Origin of the sequence: Paenibacillus agri (assembly GCF_013359945.1) — a bacterium.
GTDB classification, from domain to species: Bacteria; Bacillota; Bacilli; order Paenibacillales; family Paenibacillaceae; genus Paenibacillus_AQ; species Paenibacillus_AQ agri.
Genome location: NZ_JABWCS010000202.1, coordinates 39,627 through 60,184, shown reverse-complemented (window position 1 = coordinate 60,184; position 20,558 = coordinate 39,627). Strand labels below are relative to the sequence as shown.

Genomic DNA, 20,558 nt, shown 5'->3' with positions numbered 1-20,558 from the left:
GGAGGAATAATAATGAAATGCATTAAGCTAAATAAGGTACAACAACCCAAAGCTAAACTGTATTTGTTCTCCCATGCCGGAGGATCTTCATTGAATTTTCAGAGTTGGCGGAGGGGGATTCCTGAAACTTCAATATTTGATATACAAGCCATCGAGTTGCCTAACCGTATCTATCCGTTTGACTTTAATGACACTACGCTGGAAGAGCATCTTCAGGAAATATCCTCATTCATACACGAGGATGCTGATATGTTGCCCGTCGGCCTTTTCGGCCAAAGTATGGGAGGACTCATGGCGTTCGAAATTGCCCGAACCTTGGAAGCAGTAAAGGATTCAATGGTGTGCTGGGTAGGAATAGCGAACTGTTCTCCTCTACATCTTAAAAATAATTTCAATGCACATCGACGAGGGAAACATACATACAGTGATGAGAAATTGATACAATATTTGATCAGTCTGGATTATGAGCAAGGCAGCTTTTTTCAAAACCCGGAATTCCGAGAGTCTTTTTTACCTGTCGTTCGAAAAGATCTTGAACTTTTGGATTCATATAAATCCAAATCCGAAACTGCCATAATCCTTGCCAATCTTTCTATTTTTCTTGGAAATCAGGATAAAACGCTGAATCTAAATGAAATGAGTCTGTGGCGATATAAAACTAGAGGTGAGTATGAAATGCTAATCTATGAAGCAGGCCATAATCTATTGAAGGGTACAGAGCAAACCTATCTTAAAAGTGATGTATTCCGGTTATTTTCGCAATCCTTTAAAGCATATACGGGAAACAGATTACAAAATATTTATTGAGGAGCTATCTGAAAATGTTGAATTTATTAAAACGTAATCGTAATTTCACCAACTATTTCTTGGCAGATATTATCTCTGGCTTAGGCACAGGAATGAGTTTTATCGGCATTAACTGGTACATTATCGATCAAACTTCGAAAAATTCAAATGTGGGTACCTTTATGGGACTTAATTTATTTGCTGGTTTAGTCGCATTCATTTTTGCAGGTACACTGGCTGATCGCTATAACAGAAAAAATATTCTGTTGTTCTCCAATTTGTTTCGGGGTCTGCTTATTCTGTTAATTGCCGGCCTTTTGTATCTGGACAAGGATAATATGATAATGCTCTTTATGATTGCCATTGTCAGCGGCTTTGGCTGGGGACTATACATGCCTGCTTCCAGAAGCCTGGTTCATGAACTTCTTGAGCAGAAAGATATTGTCGAGGGTAATTCGGCGCTTGAAATTAGCCTGCAAATCGGAACCTTTCTGGCAGGGGGGGCCAGCGGCTTTATCTACAAATGGTTAGGTCTTTCAGGAATTCTTTTAATTGATGTGAGCACCTACCTCCTGGGAGCTATACTTCTTCTTAACATTAAATATAAAGCACTAACTGTAACAGACAGGGCATCTGGATTCTTTACTCAATTTGCCAACGGATTTCGGTATTTGAAGGCTAATAAAGTTCTATTTGTTCTTGGTATTCTTTCAATGGTGCCTTCTGTAATTGCTGTATCTACTAATGTGGCGCTGCCGGGTTATATCAAAGATCATCTGCATGGAACGACTGTTGCCTTGGGAATTTCAGATATGACGTATGGAATCGGGGCATTTTTATCAGGCTTGATTGTCGGCGAGGTCTTGAAAAAGGTAAAACGTCAGAAGATGGTAGTCGCATTATTTACAACAGCTTCTATCGTACTACTTTTATTATTCTTCAATACATTTATCCTGGGGCTTTATTTATTGTACTTCCTGCTGGGTCTGAGCAACACATTCCTCAAAATTACGCTAAGTTCAGTCCTGATGGAATTTACTGCTAAAGAGCATTTTGGTAGATCAATGTCGGTCTGGCTATCATTGTCTACAATCATGCAAATTATTTTCTCATTTGTGATCGGTAATATTATGGATTCTTTTCCAGCACAATTTGGGTACTTAACGCTGGCGATAGGGATGGTTATTGGATTTGTCGCTTACCTTACTACTATATCTTTAATATCCTCTTCAAAGAGTGAGAGCAAGCATCTTGTAGCCTAAACAATATGCCCTTAATGTGCCTTGGCGCATTAAGGGGTTTTTAAACTTTAATCATATATTAATAATAAATAGGAATAAATATAAAATAATGGAAATGAGGTTGGGTTAATTCCATGAGCCAGAGAGAATCCAATATGATGAATGTTCTTTTAAATGAATTCAGCGGCAGTGGCGGCATTCATTATATTGATAAGAGTATAACGGATATTTTTTCTATGCGTGTGAAGGAATTTCCGCATAAAGTGGCTATAGACAGTTATGAACAACAATATACATACCAAGAAGTAGACAGACTGTCCGATGACATCGCCAGGCAACTTGCGACAAGAGGAATAACCGAAGGCAACATTGTCGGCGTATTTATTAAAAGATCCCCCTTGCTGGTCATTTCACAGCTGGCTATTTTAAAAGCGAATGCAACCTACGTGCCGCTTGACCCGGCATATCCCGAAGATCGTTTGCAATATATGATTAGAGATTCAGGATTGTCTTTGATTATAAAAGACAATAGTGAAATCCCAGGTGCCGACAAATTCGAGTTCCTCTGCTATACGCCTGAATTAAAAGAAGGAAGCGAAAATGAGGTTGTGCCTGCAAATGCAGGACCTAGAACTCCTGAAAGCTCAGCCTATATTATTTATACTTCAGGAACTACAGGAATGCCTAAAGGAGTCGAAATCGCTGATAAAGGAATTGTTCGATTAGTATATAATAATGATTTGTATCCTATTTCTGATGAAGATGTATCTATGTTCTCAGCTTCGGTTGCCTTTGACGCAAGTGTGCTGGAAATCTGGAGCGCGCTTTTGAACGGAGCTCGCCTTATTGTTCTTCCGGATAAATTACCCTCACTGGAAGAAATGTCAGCTTTAATGAATATAAAGAAGGTATCTGCGTCCTTTATAACAACACCACTTTTTCACCAGCTGATTGCTCACTTTCCCGAATCCTTTAATACAGTCTCCAAAGTTTGGACTGGCGGAGATGTGATTTCCAAAAGCCTGCTGATAAGACTGTTTGAATTGTATCCGAATATAACAGTATACAATTGCTATGGTCCCACCGAAAATTCTGTTGTAACAACCATTCAGATCGTCAATCAGACCAATTTATCAAGCTTTGATTATTCAATCCCTATCGGAAGGCCCATACCCGGTACCACGACTTACATCCTTGATGAACATCTGCAACCGGTTCCTATTGGGGTTAAGGGAGAATTGTATACAGGTGGTTTAGGTGTTGCTAAGGGCTACGTTAATAAAGAGCATTTGACGAGGCAGGCATTTATTAACGATCCCTTCTCCACTGACGGGAATAGCCGGCTTTATAAAACCGGTGATATTGTCCGCTACACCCCAAACGGACAGATTGAATTTTTTGGACGAGAGGACAGTCAGGTAAAAATACGGGGATACCGGATAGAACCTGGAGAAGTAGAGATGAGATTATCGCAGTGCAGCAATGTTCAGCTCTGTGTAGTAAAGGCTGTAGAGGATTTGAAAAACGAAAAATCAATCATAGCTTATATCGTTCCTCAAGATCCTAAAGATGCTTCAGAAAAGGCATATCGGAAAGAACTGGCTGAATCATTGCCTAATTTTATGCTTCCCGCATGTTTCGTGCTATTAGACTCTTTTCCGCTGACACCAAACGGTAAAATAGATAAAAATAATCTTCCAAATCCGTTTAACTTCATATTTGATGATAGCCATAACGTTGACAATCTTTCACTTCCAGATACTCATTCCTATATTGCTAATTTATGGAAGGATATCATGGATGTTCCTTTCATTAAAAGCGACAGCAATTTCTTTAGTCTTGGAGGAAACTCGCTGCATGCCGCCGTCATTATAGGCAAAATTCGTAAGGAAAAAGGACTTGATATCTTAGTCCAGACCCTTTTTGAAAATCCTGTGCTTTATAGTTTTGCTGAGTGTGTAGAAGCATGTTCTAAAATTCAGGTCCCACCTGTGCTGCTGGAGTCAAACTGCTTAAGCAGTGCTCAGGAACGATTGCTTTTTCTTGAAAGAATGGGTTTCCTGACAGAGGGCGTATACAATATTCCTGTAGGGTTTGAAATTAGCGGACCGGTTGATGTGCACATACTAAAAAAGAGCATAGAGCGACTCATAAAAAGACACGAAGTATTAAGAGCAGGCTTTAGGATGGATGGAGAACAGGCTTCTTTATTTTATGTTTCTGATATAGAAGACACTCTTAACGTCCGAGATTGGTCACATCTGCTGCCTAACGAGGCTGAGCATCTAGCTCAAGAGGAGATCATGACCACAGCTGCTAAGCCGTTTGATTTGCAGAAGGGGGGACTTTTCCGGACAAGCTTGTTGAGAGTAACACCGGATCGCAGCATTTTCACACTGGTTATTCATCATATTATTTGCGACGGCTGGAGCCTAGGGCTGCTGCTGCAGGAAATCTCGGAGCTCTATAACGCGTATACCCAGGGAATTGAATTAAGGGATGAAGGACAGGTGCTTTCCTTCAAAAATTATGTGTACTACGAAAATTCGCTGAAAAAAGAATCACAACTGGAAAAAAGCCAGGAATTCTGGGAAAACGAACTTAAAGATCTTTCAGAGCAATATAGTCTGCCTTTAGATTCAAAACGGCCAAGCCAAGAATCCTTTAAAGGCTCATGGATCGAACGCCGTTTAGATAAGGAATTGAGCCGGAAAATCAAAGAATTTGCGATGTTAGAAGAAGTGACTGTTCATTGTGTCTTGCTTGCGGCATTTAATATTATGCTAGCCAAATATACAGGTATGGAGGATCAATGCATCGGTACCCCTTTTCTAAACAGGGTTGAAAATGAGTTTCAGAATATTGTTGGATTTTTCTCAAATACGGTGGTCATAAGAAATCAGGTAGTCGGAAATCTTAGTTATTCCGAGTTTATCCAAGAGGTTCAGGCGAAGACAAAACTTGTTTTTAAGCATGCGCATATTGCGTTTGACGATGTCGTAAGAATTGGAGGGAAGAGTCGAAGTACTGCATATAACCCTATTTTTCAAATAGTTTTCAGTCATCAGGATTTTTCTAATTTGAAGCTTGATTTCCGAGATACGGTTTGCAGAATGATTGGCAATAAATCTATGAACTCAGGAACTGCCAAGTTTGATCTTTCAATGTTTACTTCTTTTGATGAAGATATGCTGCGTCTTGAATTGGAGTATGCCACTGATATCTTCAGTGAAAATACGGTGGAGACGATGATAGACAGATTTATTTATTTAATCGAAACTATTTTATCAGCTCCTTCCGCAAAGATATCGGCTACCTCCTTGCTTGATGAAAGAAAACAACATCAGATGTTGGAAACTTACTCCGGGTTCAAGTCTGAGTATCCACAGGACAAGTCCGTAGCATCGATCTTTCGTGAAGTGGCAGCGGCACATCATAATAAAACGGCCTTGCTATTTGCTAACGATACACTTACTTATGCCCAGTTGGATGTTTATTCTGATGCACTGTCTTTTGAATTGTCCGCACAAGGGGTTTGCAGAGGCGACAGAGTTGCGATAAGTATGGATCGTTCCATGGAACAAATAATTGCGGTTCTCGCTATACTGAAATCCGGAGCTTCTTATGTTCCTATTGATTATAGATACCCGGACGAACGTATGCATTTCATGATTCAGGATACCCGGTGCCGGCTGGCGATTGTTGATGAACATTCTTGTTCAACTATCAGGAAATTTGGAGTGTCGGTCCTAACCGTAAATATGGATAGCATACGTTATCTTGTCGATACCAATGAGTTTGCGGCGCCGTTGATTGAGGGGGAATGGGGAAGAGACGAAGCCTACGTTCTGTACACATCAGGTTCGACTGGCCAGCCTAAGGCCATTATGGTCCCAAATCGGGCAATTGCAAGACTAGTACTTCACACCAACTATATTCCACTGACGGAGGATAATACCTTTCTTCATATGGCTTCAATGTCTTTTGATGCCGCGACTTTTGAGATTTGGGCACCGCTGTTGAATGGTTGGAAGCTGGCGCTTTATCCGGATAGAATCCCTGACCCTGAAGAGTTTCGGAATATTGTTAAAGAAAAACGTGTTACACACTGCTGGCTGACCACAGGGTTATTTAATAGTATTGTCGATGAGGATGTATCAGCTCTGGAAGGTGTTCCCTTTATTTTTACCGGTGGTGAGAAAATCTCTGAAGAGCATGTCAGAAGGGCAGTGCAGGCGAATTCAGCACAGGAGATCATTAATTGCTACGGTCCAACGGAGAATACAACCTTTACCTGTACTTTTTCTAGTAAAGAATGGAATACAGATGAGGATACCTTCCCTATAGGTTATCCGATTGCCAATACTTATTGTTATATTCTAGATGAAAACAGGATTCCTCTCCCGGAAGGCATTGTAGGAGACCTCTATGTTGGAGGGGATGGTCTTGCCTTGGGGTATTTAAATAGAGCGGATTTAACAGAGGAAGTCTTTGTGAACAGTCCTTTTGCCCCTGGAAAGATAATGTACAAAACAGGTGACAAGGCACGTTATCGAAGAGACGGTAGCATTGAATACATTGGGAGAGCAGATGACCAAGTTAAAATCAGAGGATTCCGCATTGAATTGAAAGAAATAGAAAAGGTCTTATCAGCTGTACCTGGGATAGCCAGTTCTGCGGTTATTGTAAGAGATACACGGTTGCTGGCTTATTATACAAGCAGTACGGCTGAGGGGGTCAGCGAATATTACGTTCAAAGATCACTTCATGAACGTCTTCCGGAATATATGGTGCCGCTAGCGTTCATGCAGCTTGAGAAGCTTCCGTTGAATGTAAATGGTAAGGTGGACCGAAAGCGGCTTCCGGAAATGAATTTTGGTCATAACGATTTGAAAAAAAGACTGGAGCATACGTACACTTCCACTGAGTTAATAGTGTGTGAAATCTGTCAGGATATTTTGGATGTGGCAAAAGTAGAGATAAGTGATGACTTTTTCGCCTTGGGCGGACATTCTTTGCTGCTTTATAAGCTGGTTGCCCGATTAAATCAAAAGTTTGAAATTAAGATGGGTCTAGCAGAGGTTTATAAGAATTCTACCATTCTAGGAATTAGTGAAGCTATTGTTAATCACTCAGCCAACCGGCACCTGCTGCCCTATGCTGGAAAAAGGAAACCGGCAGGGGCCGACCATGGTGAACTTTCTTTTTCCCAACAAAGACTTTGGCTATTTGACCAGCTGAATCCGGACCAACGTATATTCAACATGCCGATTAAGCTGGAGTTTAAAGGTAGATTAAATGTTAAGGTATTAGAAGAAACTATTAATGTCCTCCTCTCCAGACACCAATCATTACGTACCAATTTCCAAGCAGAGGAGGGAAAGGTGACTCAACGAGTCCGATCTTCAAGGGTTTGTCAGCTTCCGGTGGTGCACTTAAGAACAACAGAAGAAGCAGAACTTCTTGTAGCAGAGGAAATTCAGAAACCATTCAACCTGGAGACGGATTCTTTGATCAGACACCAATTACTTTCCATTCTTAAAAAAAATCATATTTTACTGATTACCATGCATCATATCATTTCCGATGGCTGGTCCTTTGAAATCTATCTCAAGGAATTCTCTCTGATCTACGAGTCCATTGTAACCAAAACAGAATATTCACTGCCCGAACTTCAATATAATTATCTGGATTTTGTGCAATTTGAGAAGGAGAGAATGGTGTCTTCCGAATTTAAAAACGATATGGAAGAGCTTAGCGCGATACTCGAAGATCTTCCATCCAGCACGTTGCTTCCTTCGGATTATGCAAGGACGGAACAGAAGCAATTCAAGGCAAAACGGACAAGCCTAGAAATTGAGCCTGGAACCATCGAAGCTATACGTGGAGTTGCCAAGAGACATGGAGCCAGTTTGAACATGACCGTACTGGCAGTATTCCATGCATTGATCTACCGCATGACCGCTCAGGAGAAGATCGTTACCGGATCACCAATGACCAATAGAGAAGGTAGCGAATTCGAGAATATAATGGGCTTTTTCGTAAATAATCTTGTGAATGTCACTGACATTAGGGATGATATGAGCTTTGATGAGCTATTGAGTCAGGTTCGAAACCGTTCTCTGCAAATGTATCGTTTAGGCTACATCCCGTTTGAATATATTCTTGATTTCACCAAAAAAGAAAGACGTGTGGATCAGACACCTATTTTTCAGATGATGTTTAACTGGTTGGACAATAAAATAGAAAAATTGGACTTAGGTTCACTTCATGCAGACATTTACTGGGATGCACTCCCGGGATCGAAGTTCGATCTTACCTTATATGCTTTGGAAGCGGACTCCAGATTGAAGTTGGATTTGGTTTATGATTCCGGCTTGTTTAAGAAAGAAAGAATGGAGCTTCTACTGAGAGATTTTGAGAGTCTGCTTGCCGAGTTTGCAGTATCTCCCGGTAGAACGATCATTGATCCGCAATTGATTTCCAGCCATGATTCAGCTCTTCCCAATAGCCTTGAAAGGCTGGAATACAGACCCTCTGGTACAGTTCTTGACAGGTTCAAGTGTAATGCGGAGAGAAATCCTTACAAAGCTGCGATCTGCTATGGAACGGAAAGGCTTCATTATCTAGATCTTGATGTGCGTTCAAGCAGTCGGATGAAGCGCCTCGCTGAGGCTGGGTTTAAAAAAGGGGATATCATTCCGATTTTTGCCGAACGTAATCCAGAGCTGATTATCACTATTCTAGCTATTCTGAAGCTGGGTTGCTGCTTTTCTATTATTGATGCAGGCTATACTTGCGAAAGAGTCCGGATGCTTTTAGAGGTATTAAAATGCACTCGCTTGGTTCATATTATCAGAGAAGATCCAAATGATCTCATTCAGTCATTGTCTGCAGATCCTGGCGAACTTTTCATATTGGATTGCAGTGTTAATGTGCCTTATGCCGTTATGCCGGAGAATAACGTTTCAGAAATCCCTTCCGCCGTTAATCCGGATATGCCTATGTATATTTGCTTTACATCGGGTTCTTCAGGGGTTCCCAAGGCCGTTGTTTCATCGCATGCATCCGTATTTCAATCGCTCGAATGGTTTATTGATTATTTTGAAGTGCAGGAAAATGATCGGTTTGCCAATTTGGCGGGGGTTTCCCACGATCCACTGATTAGGGATATCTTTGTCCCTTTATGTGCCAACGCTGAGCTGTTTATTCCAACAGCTAATTTATTGGACAAGCCGGCCAAGATCGGAAATTGGATGTATGACAGTCAGGTTACTATAATTGCACATACCCCCCCAAGTCTGGCGGAGATTCTGAGTATCAGTTGGGAGAACCGGAGTCATGTGCTGGATCAATTAAGATTAGTATGTTTTACTGGGGAATCGCTGCGGCGAAGTCATGTTGTCAGCTTTACCGAAATTGCACCCCAAGCAAAAGCTGTGAATTTTTACGGCGCTACGGAGGCCCCGCAAGTCCGAAGTTTCTTGGAGGTGGATGAATCAGTCCTCACAGGAAAAAATGTTATTCCGGTTGGTAAGGGAATTCGCGATACTCAACTTTTGATACTCAACAAGAGCAACAAAATGTGCGGAGTAGGGGAATTGGGGGAAATCTGCATAAGAACGCCGTATCTCTCTCTTGGCTATCTCGGTGAAAAAGAAACTACGGACCAGGTTTTTCAAAAGGAGCCTGGCAGTGGGGACAGATATATGCTTTACAAGACTGGCGATTATGGCAGATATCTGCCTACAGGATATATTGAATTTGGAGGGCGCAAGGATAGACAGATAAAAGTTAGAGGATACCGGGTGGAGCTGGATGAAATTGAGCAAACATTGTCCCAGATGCCTGGTGTTCAACTGGCAGCGGTTAAAACACAAAAAAAGGACGACGACAATGAGCAGATTGTAGCCTTTTATATTCCATCATCTGAGAATAGTATATCTTTTAAGGAGATGAGAGAGCACCTGCTAAAGACCCTGCCGCAATATATGATTCCTATCGGGATCGATCTCATTTACGAAATGCCTCGCACCCGGTCCGGCAAAATTGATTATCGTTCGTTGGTGTTTGGAGGGAGACTCCCTTCGCTGCAAACGACAATTCAGCCGACAACGGAAGTTCAGATGCTGCTTTTTAACGTATTCAGCAAGGTGCTTAAAGTGGAGAATATTGGTGTTAACGATAACTTTTTTGATATAGGGGGTAACTCCTTACTGGGGTTTCAGATTATCGCTGAAATAAATAGGTTATTGTATTTAAATCTTGGACTAAAAGAAATTTTTCTGTTCCCAACCATAGAAACTCTTGCAGATAATATCGAAAGTATTCTGCTGGAGGATGAAATGGAGCACAGCCTGGTATAGCTGAATGTGTTATAACTGAACAAAAGGAAGGGATTGGGGGACAACAGAACGATGAAAAGCTTCTATGTACAAAACGGTTCTGTTAGCTTGCATGTATTGGAAACAGGAGAAGCCGGGCAAGGGGGACCCTCTCTCCTTGTCGTTGGTGGGATATGGGAATCGGCTGAGAGGGCAATTCCGCTGCTCTCGGCTCTCTCCGGTCATGCCGTAGCTTTTAGCTTTCGGGGAAGGGGAAATAGCTCGACACCTGAGACTGGCTATGGACTGAATGACCATCTTTCGGATATAGAGACTGTAGTCAAGCATTGCGGCCTCGATGACTATTGGGTACTTGGGTTCTCCAGAGGAGGAGGATATACGTTAGCCTGGGGTCTGGAGAACCAACAGCATATGAGGGGATTAATTGTCGTAGACCAGCCTCCAGTACATGAAGCACTCAGTTCTCAGAAAGTAGAATTTTGGAAAAATCTTATATATCAAGAGGTTCCTGTTACCGAATATATGCGTATACGGGCGTTTGAAGGGCTGGGAAGGGAGGCTAAAGAGATCAGTTTTCTCTCCCGTCTGCCGGAACTGAATATTCCCGTTACGGTTTTTGTGGGCAGAAATAATGATAGTAGTATAAAATCAGACCTGGCAGACAGCATGCTGGACGAGTATATGAAGTTAATCCCTTCTTGCAAGATTGTTGTATTCCATCATTCTGGGCATATGATTCCTGATGAAGAGCGGGAGAAATATATTGAGGAAGTACGTTCAGTTTTGAAAAGTTAAATGAATGAAACAAAATAGAGACGTTTTTGAATAGGACTTTTGTTAGTCTTCGCCTTGCGTTTTTAGACCGGACAGCGGGGAGGAGGGGGACGCTATCTGCGAACGCCCTTCCCAGCCGCTTATTTTCGCAAGTCTATTTTTTGACAGGTATAATAAATATTTTGAGAATCTACCCATTTTATTCCACATATGCGTTAGCCGAATCGTATCGGCAAGAACATCAAAGTTAACTGTAGCTTAGGAGGAGCCCCAATAATTTATGTATGTAAGTTAAATTTTGAATTGGAAGAAGAAATCTTCTGGACTTCGCTTTCCCGTGTGGACACAGTGAAGAGAGAACGGATCCTGCGTTATTATCGGAGGGAAGATGCCTGGCGTTCTTTGGGGGCTGATTTGTTGTTAAGAACAGTGCTGCGTGAACAATTTCATTTAAAAGAAAACGAATTAGTTTTTAGAATAGATACATACGGGAAACCTTATCTGTACAATAGGGAAGATATTAATTTTATCCTGCTGTTTATTACACAGGTACGCTCGACATCCATTTCCAAGTAAATCAGAACGGTATTATCCTGCATTCCGATCAGACTTCAGCTGCTGATACCGCCCCTTTAGTGGATGGTGATCTGATTTCTGTATTCTACGGGGATAATCTGGTTCTGAAAGCGAAGTGGGATGCTGCGGGCAAGAAGTGGGTATATCAGGGCATTGTGAGCATTTTACCGGCTCCAGTTCAAGTTTCGGCAACCCCTTCTTCAAGAACAGATATTAACATTAAGTGGGAGGCGACTCCTAAAGCGGAGTACTATCATATTCTCACAAGCAACTCACCGGAAGGACCTTATACTCCTGTTAAAGATAGTTCGGGAGCACCTTTGAAGGTACAAGAAAACTTTTATACGGATAGCGGGCATGCGCCGCATACAACAGTCTACTATAAGGTGATTGCGGTAGTTAACGGCACCGGCTCGGGATTTAGCGATTATGCTTCAGCCACTACGTTTAATAATGAGCATATGCAATTAGATTTCAATGTTACTGACAGCGTTCAAGACCCAAGCAAGCCAATTATTTATGCAACAGACAAACAAAATAAGAAACTCGTTGCGGTTAACTATGAGACCCAGCAGACTACTGTAGTTTCGTTTGAACTACCTCCGGAAAGCTTAGCTTATGCGGATGGGAAATTGTATGTTGCTCTCCTGAAAGCGGAACATTCGCCTTATATTTTTGATGATCAGCAAAAAGGTGCTGTAGCTGTTGTGGATGCTGCAACTCTTACCATCAGTCATATTTATGATATTAATCTCGATCCTTATAGCATTTCAGTAGACCGCGAAGGCTATGTGTATATTTCATCCGGTTCAGGCCAATGGACGAAAATCCGGTCTTATTCTGGTGATTCCTTTACACCCATCGGATCTTATACAATCAGTCACGCAACGCATACTCTTATGCATCCGACTATGAATAAGATATATACCGTTAACACGAATTCGATTCCAAGAGATATTGGAACATTTGTTATTAAGAATGGCGAATTCCTAAGCAGTTACGATTCTCCTTATCACGGAGATTACCCAATGACGACAAAGATTAATTTATCGCCGGACGGAAAGTATCTTTTCAATGGCGCAGGAACGGTATTTTCAACTAAGTATGACAGATTTGATGATATGAGCTTTGTATTTAACATGGAAAGAACATATGATGATATGGCATTCGATTTGAAGCATGGAAGGTTCTATACTATTAAAGATCGTCTTATCAACTCTTATGACTACAGTAATTTCAGCAAAGTTGATACTATCACCTTAGATGGAGCCGGCCAGCGGATTTTCGATGGAACCAATCAATTACTAGCATTGACCAGCTTAGAGGGTAAGACAATTCTTGAGTTTGTTGATAAACCTTTTGCGGAAGAAGTGCCGCCGGTAGATGTCCCGGGGATTTATTTGGGTGGAACGGTTGTGGGGGCTGTATATGACTCTAATGACAATAAGGTTTACGCTATTGATCAAGCGTTCAAAAATCTAATCGTAGTTGATATCGCAAGCAAGTCTGTTATTAAAAAAGTACCTCTGCCTTATAAACCGTCAGCACTGACTTTATCAGAAGATAGAACAAAATTGTATATTGTGAATAAGGATGCTTATAATCTGTTGACTGAGGTAAGTTTAAGTGATTATTCTGTTACCCGGAGTTTGACGTATTCAAATCCGGCGGATTCCCGGGACTTTTCCCATCGCCATATTTACAACAAGTCAGGCCGTTTGTACGTCGTATTAGGTGACTGGTCTCCAACGCTGTTGATCTTTAATGAAGCGACTTTCCAGCTAAGCCAGCCCAACACAATAATTGATGATGGTATTGGGGATATGGTATTCTCCAGTGATAACAGCAAATTCTATTACTGGAGCCAATTTGGATGGGATGCCGGCTCAGCTAAATCTACGGTATACACGTATTCCATTCATGAAGATGGCGGCATCAATAAGGTTGACGAGTCCGTTCTGGAATATCCGGGCATAACCAGAGAACCGATGGATACGCCGGCTTTATTAGTGGAAAGTCTGGGCATGGTCATTGTAAAGAACAAAGCTTTTAATAAGGATAACCTGCAAGAAGTTAAAGGGTCATTCCCGGAACCGATCTATGCTGTGAATGCAGTGAATAATACGGCATTGGGGAAACAAGGGATTTATGATCTTACAACCTTCCAGAAGGTCCAATCTATTGATTTAGCTGGTGCGACCAGCATATTCTATGATGATAAGGGAAATCTTTATTATTTGATTGATAACTCTTTGTTTATCAATTAAGCACAAAAAAATAGTATGAATTAAAGCTCATTATCAGCTTGCCTCATCCTTCTTTTTCTAACGAGGATTACGGCATGTCGGATAAATGTCTCCGCTACTGCTGCCATAACCAAACAAGCCTGATGCGAAATCGCATCAGGCTTGTTCATTTTCAAAAATATAAGAATTTAATAGTTTACGCTACCGTGTCTACTTGCCACTACGTTGTATCCCCTTCTCCTCCACAAACCTCTTCAGAACTCTAAAATCCTCGGTAACCCGTTTAAATGGTAAAGCCCCCAGCACCTTATCCCGGTAATCCTTCTTGGCTGCGGCGGACAGACGGGAATCGAGAATGCTGAGTACACCAAGGTCAGTTTCACTGCGGATTAGACGCCCGGTTCCTTGTCGTAAGCGGAGCAGCATGTCCGGTACAAAAACATCCTTCAAAGGATTGTCTGCCATTGACGCCTTATATTCATAGACTGGATCGGAAGGAACAGGGAAGGGCAGGCGAAAAATAATTAACTGCGACAAATCGGAACCTTCGATATTCACGCCTTCCCAGAATACACCGGTACTAAGCAGGACGCCTTTGCTGCTCCGGAAATCAGCGATGACCCCGTCCTGAGACGAGCCTTCTCTTTGCACATGCACCGCCCATGCCAGCTTCTCAGAGTTTAACTTCTTATGAATGTACTTCATATCCTCTTTAGCTGAAAAAAGGACCAATGTCCGCCCGTCCGTTAAGTTGCAGAGCCGCATCATTTCCTTGTATGCCGCTTCAAGATAAGCTTCACGGTTCTGATGGTTATAGTATGGGATGTCCTTGGCAATATACATCATGGAGTGGTTGTCATAATCAAACGGCGAGGCCTGGCGCTCCATATAATCTCCCCTGTATCCAAGGGATTGCGTAAGATATGCGTATTGTTCCTCTAGCGTTTCACCACTTTGGCACATGGTAGCTGATGTTAAAATAACAGAGGTCTTCCCGTTAAATAAGGTATATTTTAAAAATTGGCTTATGCCTTTAGGACAGATGCTGAGGGTGCTCTCCCGCTGGGTATTGCTTGCCCAGATCAGATAATTATCCTTCACTCCGGCGAGTACATCAAAAAGTTCTATAAGTCCGTTGATATCCTCAAAAAGATTGTCGATCTCCCGCTCATGCTTGGAAGTTAAGACGGAAAGACTGAGACTGCACTCTTTTAAAATTTGTGCCCCCCGTTTTAAGGGAACTCCTGTGATCTCCGATACTTTTATACGGTCATTGTCCTGTTTGGCTGTTTGGAGCAAATCCGTCTCGACCTGTTTGAAAATATAGCTAACGCATCTTTTTAAAAATTTGAATTGCGCCATAAGGTCCCTAGCTTCGGATTGCTTGAAGAGAATCTGTAGAGCGTCCTCCAGAATACGGCCGGTTCTGCGGAATGTAAACTCGAGCGTCCCGGCATCTCTAACCTTTGCCTCCAGATTATGAGCTTCATCTATTACGATCAGAGCGGGCCGTTCAGTGATTAGTCCCTTCGTTCCTTCTTTTTTCTTGATCAAATCACGGATGAGCAGGTCCTGGTTGACGATGATAAAATCCATATCGCTGGCGTTTGCATTAATTTTAGCCCTCATCTCGTAAAAAGAACATGTACTTTTATATTGGCAACGTTCAAATTTGCAATCATTGACACACACGTTGGACCATACAGCATCACTAATACCGCCCTTAATATCTGCTCTCTCATCAATTTCATAATTCACAATCTGCCGGGCAAGTGTGGATAGCGGGGAACTTGAATCATCCGTCTGTAACAGGTCTGCTGCTCTGTAACGGCAAGCGTACTGTCCCATCCCTTTTCCGACTACAGAGCGAACCCTTGTAAATCCGAGCCGGCTTCCGATGAACCTCAGATCCTTATGTATCTGTTCTGAAAGCTGTATGGAGGATGTGGCAATAATGACCGGCTGCTGTGAGATCTGGTTAATGAGCAGGCTGGGAATGAGGTATGCAAAGGACTTACCGATGCCGACTCCAGCTTCAATCATTGCGTTACGGCCATTAATGTAAGCATCCGCGATATCGAGAGACATATCTTGCTGCCCGATCCGCTCTTTAAGTCCAATCCGGGGAAATCTATCATACATCCGGAAGATGGCATTGACTAAAGAGGGTTCGATGTCCTTTTTTAGCTCCTGCTTCTGTAATTTATAGAGATCACTTAACCAGCTAATAACGAGCGCCCCTTTTCATAATCAATGTTCTTCCTGCTATAGTTTTTTGGTGAGGTTGTAATTATCTTCTAAACTACTCTTACAGTCAAGTGTGAGAACATAAAGCGGAGAGGGAGTACATAGTGGGCAATTGCCAAGGCGTTTGGCATCAACCGGAAGGATGAGTGTATAAAGAAGCGGACGTCGATGGGATTTTCATTGTAAATCATGATATTTTTAGCATTAATTTCAATTCCATTGTAGTAAAATGCTTCTTGTAAATGAAGGATATAAACTCTATTTAAAGGAGATAATCTTTTGAATAAACTGTTAAAATCATTTTCCATTACATTGCTTATTTTTATTGTCGGGGGATGCGGGATCGGATCAAATACTCAAGAAAAAATCTTCAATGATGACCAGCGTTTAATGGATTCAGGAGATAGCTACACATTTGGGAGTAAGACAGGCAAGATTACAGAGGACCATGCAGAGATAAAATTCTCGGGTTTTTCAGGAGTCTATACAGTATGGAGCATAATGTCAGATGAGAACGTGACCACAAAGATTAATATTAGTGGATATGCTAAAAAAGATAAATTTAAAATTATCCAGGTCAATGAAAATAAAGAACTTATAACTCTTTGGAAAGGGGAAGGAGCAACCGAGCTTACAGTATCTATACCTAAAGGAAGCAGTTCAATTAAATGGGCTGGCAAACACGCCTCGGGCAAGGTGGTGATGCAACTAGAAACAAACTCAGAGATGAAAATAGCTTCTCAGAAGGATCTGTTCGAGGGAGATGAATTTTTCAAGTAACATCTTCACCATCTTAGTATGTGGAGTGTCCTTAATGATAAATTGTTGACTATGTAGTCAAGAAGTGATAAAGTAACTCCCATGAGCAGACCAAGAGAATTTGATGTCGATCGTGTGTTGCACCAGTCTATGGAAGTATTCTGGAATAAGGGATTCAAGGCAACCTCTTATGAAGATTTAACCCGTACGACGGGGGTTAAGAAGCAAAGTTTTTATTGTGTCTTTAACGATAAACGGACGTTATTCTTGAAGGCGTTGGTACGCTATCGTGAACACAGCATAGCAATACTTGAAAAGTTAGAAGCGCAGAAAATGTCACCACTGGATAAGTTGGAGTCTTTACGCGAATCTCTTCTAGACGAGGAAGTCTCGTGTCGCGGATGCCTGATGGTAAATTCCGCAATGGAGTTCGGTACAGAAGACGATCAGGTTACTGGTGAAATAGAGCTAATGTTCGCTGAAGCCGAGCATGTATTAGAGAAGATTATTATCAGCGGCCAGGAACAGCAATTGATTACAACCCGTTATTCCAGCAAAGAGTTGGCATCTTATCTGCACAACGCTATTATCGGCGCGAGAATAATGGAGAAATCGGGTGCATCCCGGGAACAGATCGAGGCCGTTTTGCGAGTGTCTTTTTCATTAATTTCGCCTTGATCTTTTTTTTGCCAAGTTTTTGACTCTGTAGTCAAGTAAAAGTCGTTGCTATGAGTAGAACGCCGCTATTGTATTAAAGGAGGTGGTGCGTTTCGGGATGCACCTTTAGGCTAAGTTAGAATCGAAGTAAAGCTGATCTTAAGCACAGACAGTAAGTCTGTGATAATACTTAAATTTTTCAAAATATATATTAAATTTGGAGGCAATTATGAACAATACTCAATCCGTAGAACCCCTGTTTAAATCTATTGAATTAGGCAACTTGAAATTATCCAATCGCATCGTGATGGCACCAATGACCCGTCAATTTTCGCCGGATGGTGTGCCTGGAGCCAATGTAGCTGCTTACTATCGCCGCAGAGCTGAGAATGGTGTGGGACTTATTGTCACCGAAGGAACAGTAATTAATCATCCAGATGCGTCCAATCAAGCTAACGTTCCGTTCTTTTATAGTGAAGCTGCACTAAACGGCTGGGCCAATGTGGTGTCTGAAGTGCATGCAGCAGGCGGCAAGATCATCCCACAGATCTGGCATATGGGAGCAAAAGGCCAAGTGAATGATTATTCGGAAGCGGAAATGGCTGATATCGTTCAAGCTTTCGCACAGGCAGCAGCCGAAGCTAAGCGGCTTGGATTTGATGGGATTGAGCTGCATGGTGCGCATGGATATTTGATCGATCAATTCTTCTGGGAAAAAACCAATCAGCGTACTGACCGTTATGGTGGTAGCATGCTTGCACGCACTCGCTTTGCTGTGGAGATTATCGAGGCCTGCCGTCAGGCCGTAGGACCAGAGTTCCCGATCGTCTTGCGTTTGTCGCAATGGAAATCTACTGAATACACAGCTAAATTGGCTGAAACACCGGAACTGCTGGAACAGTTCCTGGCGCAACTGGTTGATGCTGGTGTGGATATTTTCCACTGTTCCACTCGCCGTTTCTGGGAGCCTGAGTTCGAGGGTTCTGAGCTGAACTTTGCCGGCTGGACCAAGAAGCTGACAGGCAAACCGACCATTACGGTTGGATCCGTTGGTCTTGATGGTGATTTCACGAGTCTTTTCACTGAAGGAAAAGGGGCAAATCAAGTTGGGGTTGATGAGCTAATCCAAAAAATCGAACGTGAAGAGTTTGACTTGGTGGCCATAGGCCGTGCCCTGCTAGCTGATCCTGAGTGGGCAGCCAAAATCCGTGATGGCCGTACGGATGAGCTGGTTCCTTTTACAGCAGAAGCATTAAAAACACTTCATTAATACCTCTCTCAATTGACAGAACACACTATTATATGTAAAATTTAAATCATACTTATCTCATCGACATAATAATATATTGGTGTGGTTGACCAGTTCGACTGGAGACTGAAGCGGAGTTCACGACAGGTGACCCGCCCAGTCTCTTATTTGCGTTTATCGCCAAAGGAGAGAGAGCGGATGAGCGAAAGGCTGAACGGAAGCAAGAAGTGGAGATTCGATACGTTGCAGGTACATGCTGGGCAAGAACCGGATCAGGCTACTGGGGCACGGGCGGTGCCGATTTATCAGAGCAGCTCATTTGTATTCAAAAGCACGGATCATGCCAGTGCGGTGATTAATTTTGAAGAAGAGGGCAACATCTACACACGGATCAGCAATCCGACCAATGCTGTGCTGGAGCAGCGGATCGCCGCACTGGAAGGTGGTGTGGGGGCGCTGGCTGTAGCTTCGGGCTCGACAGCGGTAACGTATGCGATTTTCAATCTGGCCGGAGCCGGAGATGAGATTGTTGCGGCTAACACCTTGTACGGAGGTACGTTCAATCTGCTGGAGGTCAGTCTGCCAAAGCTGGGAATCAACACCGTATTTGTCTCACCGGATGATCCGGACAATTTTCGCCGTGCTATCACAGATCGTACTAAAGCGCTGTTCATTGAATCCATTGGCAATCCAGGTTTGAATGTTGCAGATATTCAAGCTATAGCGGATATTGCTCATGAGCATCACATTCCATTAATCGTAGATAATACGTTCGGCAGTCCTTACCTTGTGCGTCCGTTTGAGCACGGTGCGGATATTGTAGTGCATTCGGCGACGAAATATATTGGCGGACATGGCACCTCTATCGGCGGCCTGATTGTGGATGGGGGCACATTTGATTGGACCAGCGGCAGATTTCCGGGTTTTACGGAGCCAGACCGTAGCTACAATAATCTTCGTTATGTCGAGAAGTTCGGGGAACTAGCGTATATTACCAAAGTCAGAGTGCAGATATTACGAGATATGGGGGCGGCGATCAGCCCGTTTAATTCTTTTTTACTGCTGCAAGGCTTGGAGACTTTATCTTTGAGGTTGGAAAAGCATCTTGCGAACACACGGGTTATTGTTGAGTATTTGGAGAACCACCCGGATGTGGCCTGGGTCAATTATCCGGGCTTGCCCAGCAGCCCATATTATTCGTTGGCTGAACGCTATTTTCCGAAGGGGCCGGGGTCGATCTTTACGTTTGGTTTAAAAGGGGGCTATGAGGCTGCGAATGTCTTTATCAATAGCCTGGAGCTATTTTCGCACCTGGCCAATGTGGCGGACGCCAAATCGCTGGTAATCCATCCGGCCAGTACGACACATGCCCAGCTCTCACCGGAGCAGCAGCTCGCCGGAGGCATTACTCCCGACCTGATTCGGCTGTCGATCGGCATCGAAGATCCGGAGGATCTGAAGGAGGATCTGGAGCAGGCGATTCGGAAGGCACAACTGGCTGCTACGGATGCAACTGAGGGAAGAGAAACCCCGGAGACGGAGCAAGTAACTGGTTAGCAACGTTTAGCCAGGATGGATTAATGCACAAAACGGCCTTGTTTCGCATTTACTTGCGATAAGGCCGTTTTATTTTATGAACATAAAAGCCAATTGCGTACATGGCTACTACCGATTGCAG

At 42.7% G+C, this 20,558-nt stretch carries 11 protein-coding genes; 10 read left to right on the top strand and 1 reads right to left on the bottom strand.

All coding sequences use genetic code 11. The features are described 5' to 3' along the window. Positions 1–12: 12 nt before the first annotated feature. From HPT30_RS09455 to HPT30_RS09435, 6 genes are all read left to right on the top strand, one after another. The gene (locus HPT30_RS09455; RefSeq protein WP_175371152.1) at positions 13–807 is read left to right on the top strand and encodes a thioesterase II family protein; all 795 of its coding nucleotides are present in this window, start codon (positions 13–15) and stop codon (positions 805–807) included. Between the two features lie 14 nt (positions 808–821). Beyond that, positions 822–2,048 carry an MFS transporter gene (locus HPT30_RS09450; RefSeq protein ID WP_175371151.1) on the top strand — a complete coding sequence of 409 codons (1,227 nt, stop codon included), beginning with the start codon at positions 822–824 and terminating at the stop codon, positions 2,046–2,048. Positions 2,049–2,182: 134 nt separating this feature from the next. Beyond that, entirely contained in the window at positions 2,183–10,393 is an 8,211-nt protein-coding gene (locus HPT30_RS09445; protein WP_175371150.1) for a non-ribosomal peptide synthetase, read from the top strand. A gap of 51 nt (positions 10,394–10,444) precedes the next feature. Continuing rightward, positions 10,445–11,167 (top strand): alpha/beta fold hydrolase, encoded by a 723-nt coding sequence (locus HPT30_RS09440; RefSeq protein WP_175371149.1) that lies wholly within the window; start codon positions 10,445–10,447, stop codon positions 11,165–11,167. Positions 11,168–11,449: 282 nt separating this feature from the next. Then, positions 11,450–11,722 carry a 4'-phosphopantetheinyl transferase family protein gene (locus HPT30_RS30930; RefSeq protein WP_376767013.1) on the top strand — a complete coding sequence of 91 codons (273 nt, stop codon included), beginning with the start codon at positions 11,450–11,452 and terminating at the stop codon, positions 11,720–11,722. Between the two features lie 59 nt (positions 11,723–11,781). Continuing rightward, positions 11,782–13,989 carry a YncE family protein gene (locus tag HPT30_RS09435; RefSeq protein ID WP_175371148.1) on the top strand — a complete coding sequence of 736 codons (2,208 nt, stop codon included), beginning with the start codon at positions 11,782–11,784 and terminating at the stop codon, positions 13,987–13,989. Positions 13,990–14,178: 189 nt separating this feature from the next. Here the strand turns inward: HPT30_RS09435 and HPT30_RS09430 are convergent, their stop codons facing one another. After that, positions 14,179–16,110 (bottom strand): ATP-dependent DNA helicase, encoded by a 1,932-nt coding sequence (locus HPT30_RS09430; RefSeq protein WP_217622317.1) that lies wholly within the window; start codon positions 16,108–16,110, stop codon positions 14,179–14,181. Positions 16,111–16,494: 384 nt separating this feature from the next. Between HPT30_RS09430 and HPT30_RS09425 the strand changes: the two genes are divergently transcribed. The 4 genes from HPT30_RS09425 (at position 16,495) to HPT30_RS09410 (ending at position 20,437) form a co-directional block, all read left to right on the top strand. Then, entirely contained in the window at positions 16,495–16,995 is a 501-nt protein-coding gene (locus HPT30_RS09425; RefSeq protein ID WP_175371147.1) for a hypothetical protein, read from the top strand. An 81-nt stretch (positions 16,996–17,076) separates the two neighbouring features. Then, positions 17,077–17,652 carry a TetR/AcrR family transcriptional regulator gene (locus HPT30_RS09420; RefSeq protein WP_175371146.1) on the top strand — a complete coding sequence of 192 codons (576 nt, stop codon included), beginning with the start codon at positions 17,077–17,079 and terminating at the stop codon, positions 17,650–17,652. A gap of 208 nt (positions 17,653–17,860) precedes the next feature. Beyond that, positions 17,861–18,901, top strand: coding sequence for an NADH:flavin oxidoreductase (locus HPT30_RS09415; protein WP_175371145.1), 1,041 nt, complete (start codon positions 17,861–17,863; stop codon positions 18,899–18,901). Between the two features lie 189 nt (positions 18,902–19,090). Continuing rightward, complete coding sequence (locus HPT30_RS09410; protein WP_217622324.1) at positions 19,091–20,437, top strand: O-acetylhomoserine aminocarboxypropyltransferase/cysteine synthase family protein; 1,347 nt, start codon at positions 19,091–19,093, stop codon at positions 20,435–20,437. The last annotated feature ends 121 nt before the right edge of the window (positions 20,438–20,558 follow it).

Excerpts from the sequence above, each read along its gene's own strand:
- HPT30_RS09455 (WP_175371152.1), top strand. The coding sequence starts at position 13 with ATGAAATGCATTAAGCTAAATAAGGTACAACAACCCAAAGCTAAACTG.
- HPT30_RS09450 (WP_175371151.1), top strand. The coding sequence starts at position 822 with ATGTTGAATTTATTAAAACGTAATCGTAATTTCACCAACTATTTCTTG.
- HPT30_RS09445 (WP_175371150.1), top strand. The coding sequence starts at position 2,183 with ATGATGAATGTTCTTTTAAATGAATTCAGCGGCAGTGGCGGCATTCAT.
- HPT30_RS09440 (WP_175371149.1), top strand. The coding sequence starts at position 10,445 with ATGAAAAGCTTCTATGTACAAAACGGTTCTGTTAGCTTGCATGTATTG.
- HPT30_RS09430 (WP_217622317.1), bottom strand. The coding sequence starts at position 16,110 with ATGTATGATAGATTTCCCCGGATTGGACTTAAAGAGCGGATCGGGCAG.
- HPT30_RS09420 (WP_175371146.1), top strand. The coding sequence starts at position 17,077 with ATGAGCAGACCAAGAGAATTTGATGTCGATCGTGTGTTGCACCAGTCT.
- HPT30_RS09415 (WP_175371145.1), top strand. The coding sequence starts at position 17,861 with ATGAACAATACTCAATCCGTAGAACCCCTGTTTAAATCTATTGAATTA.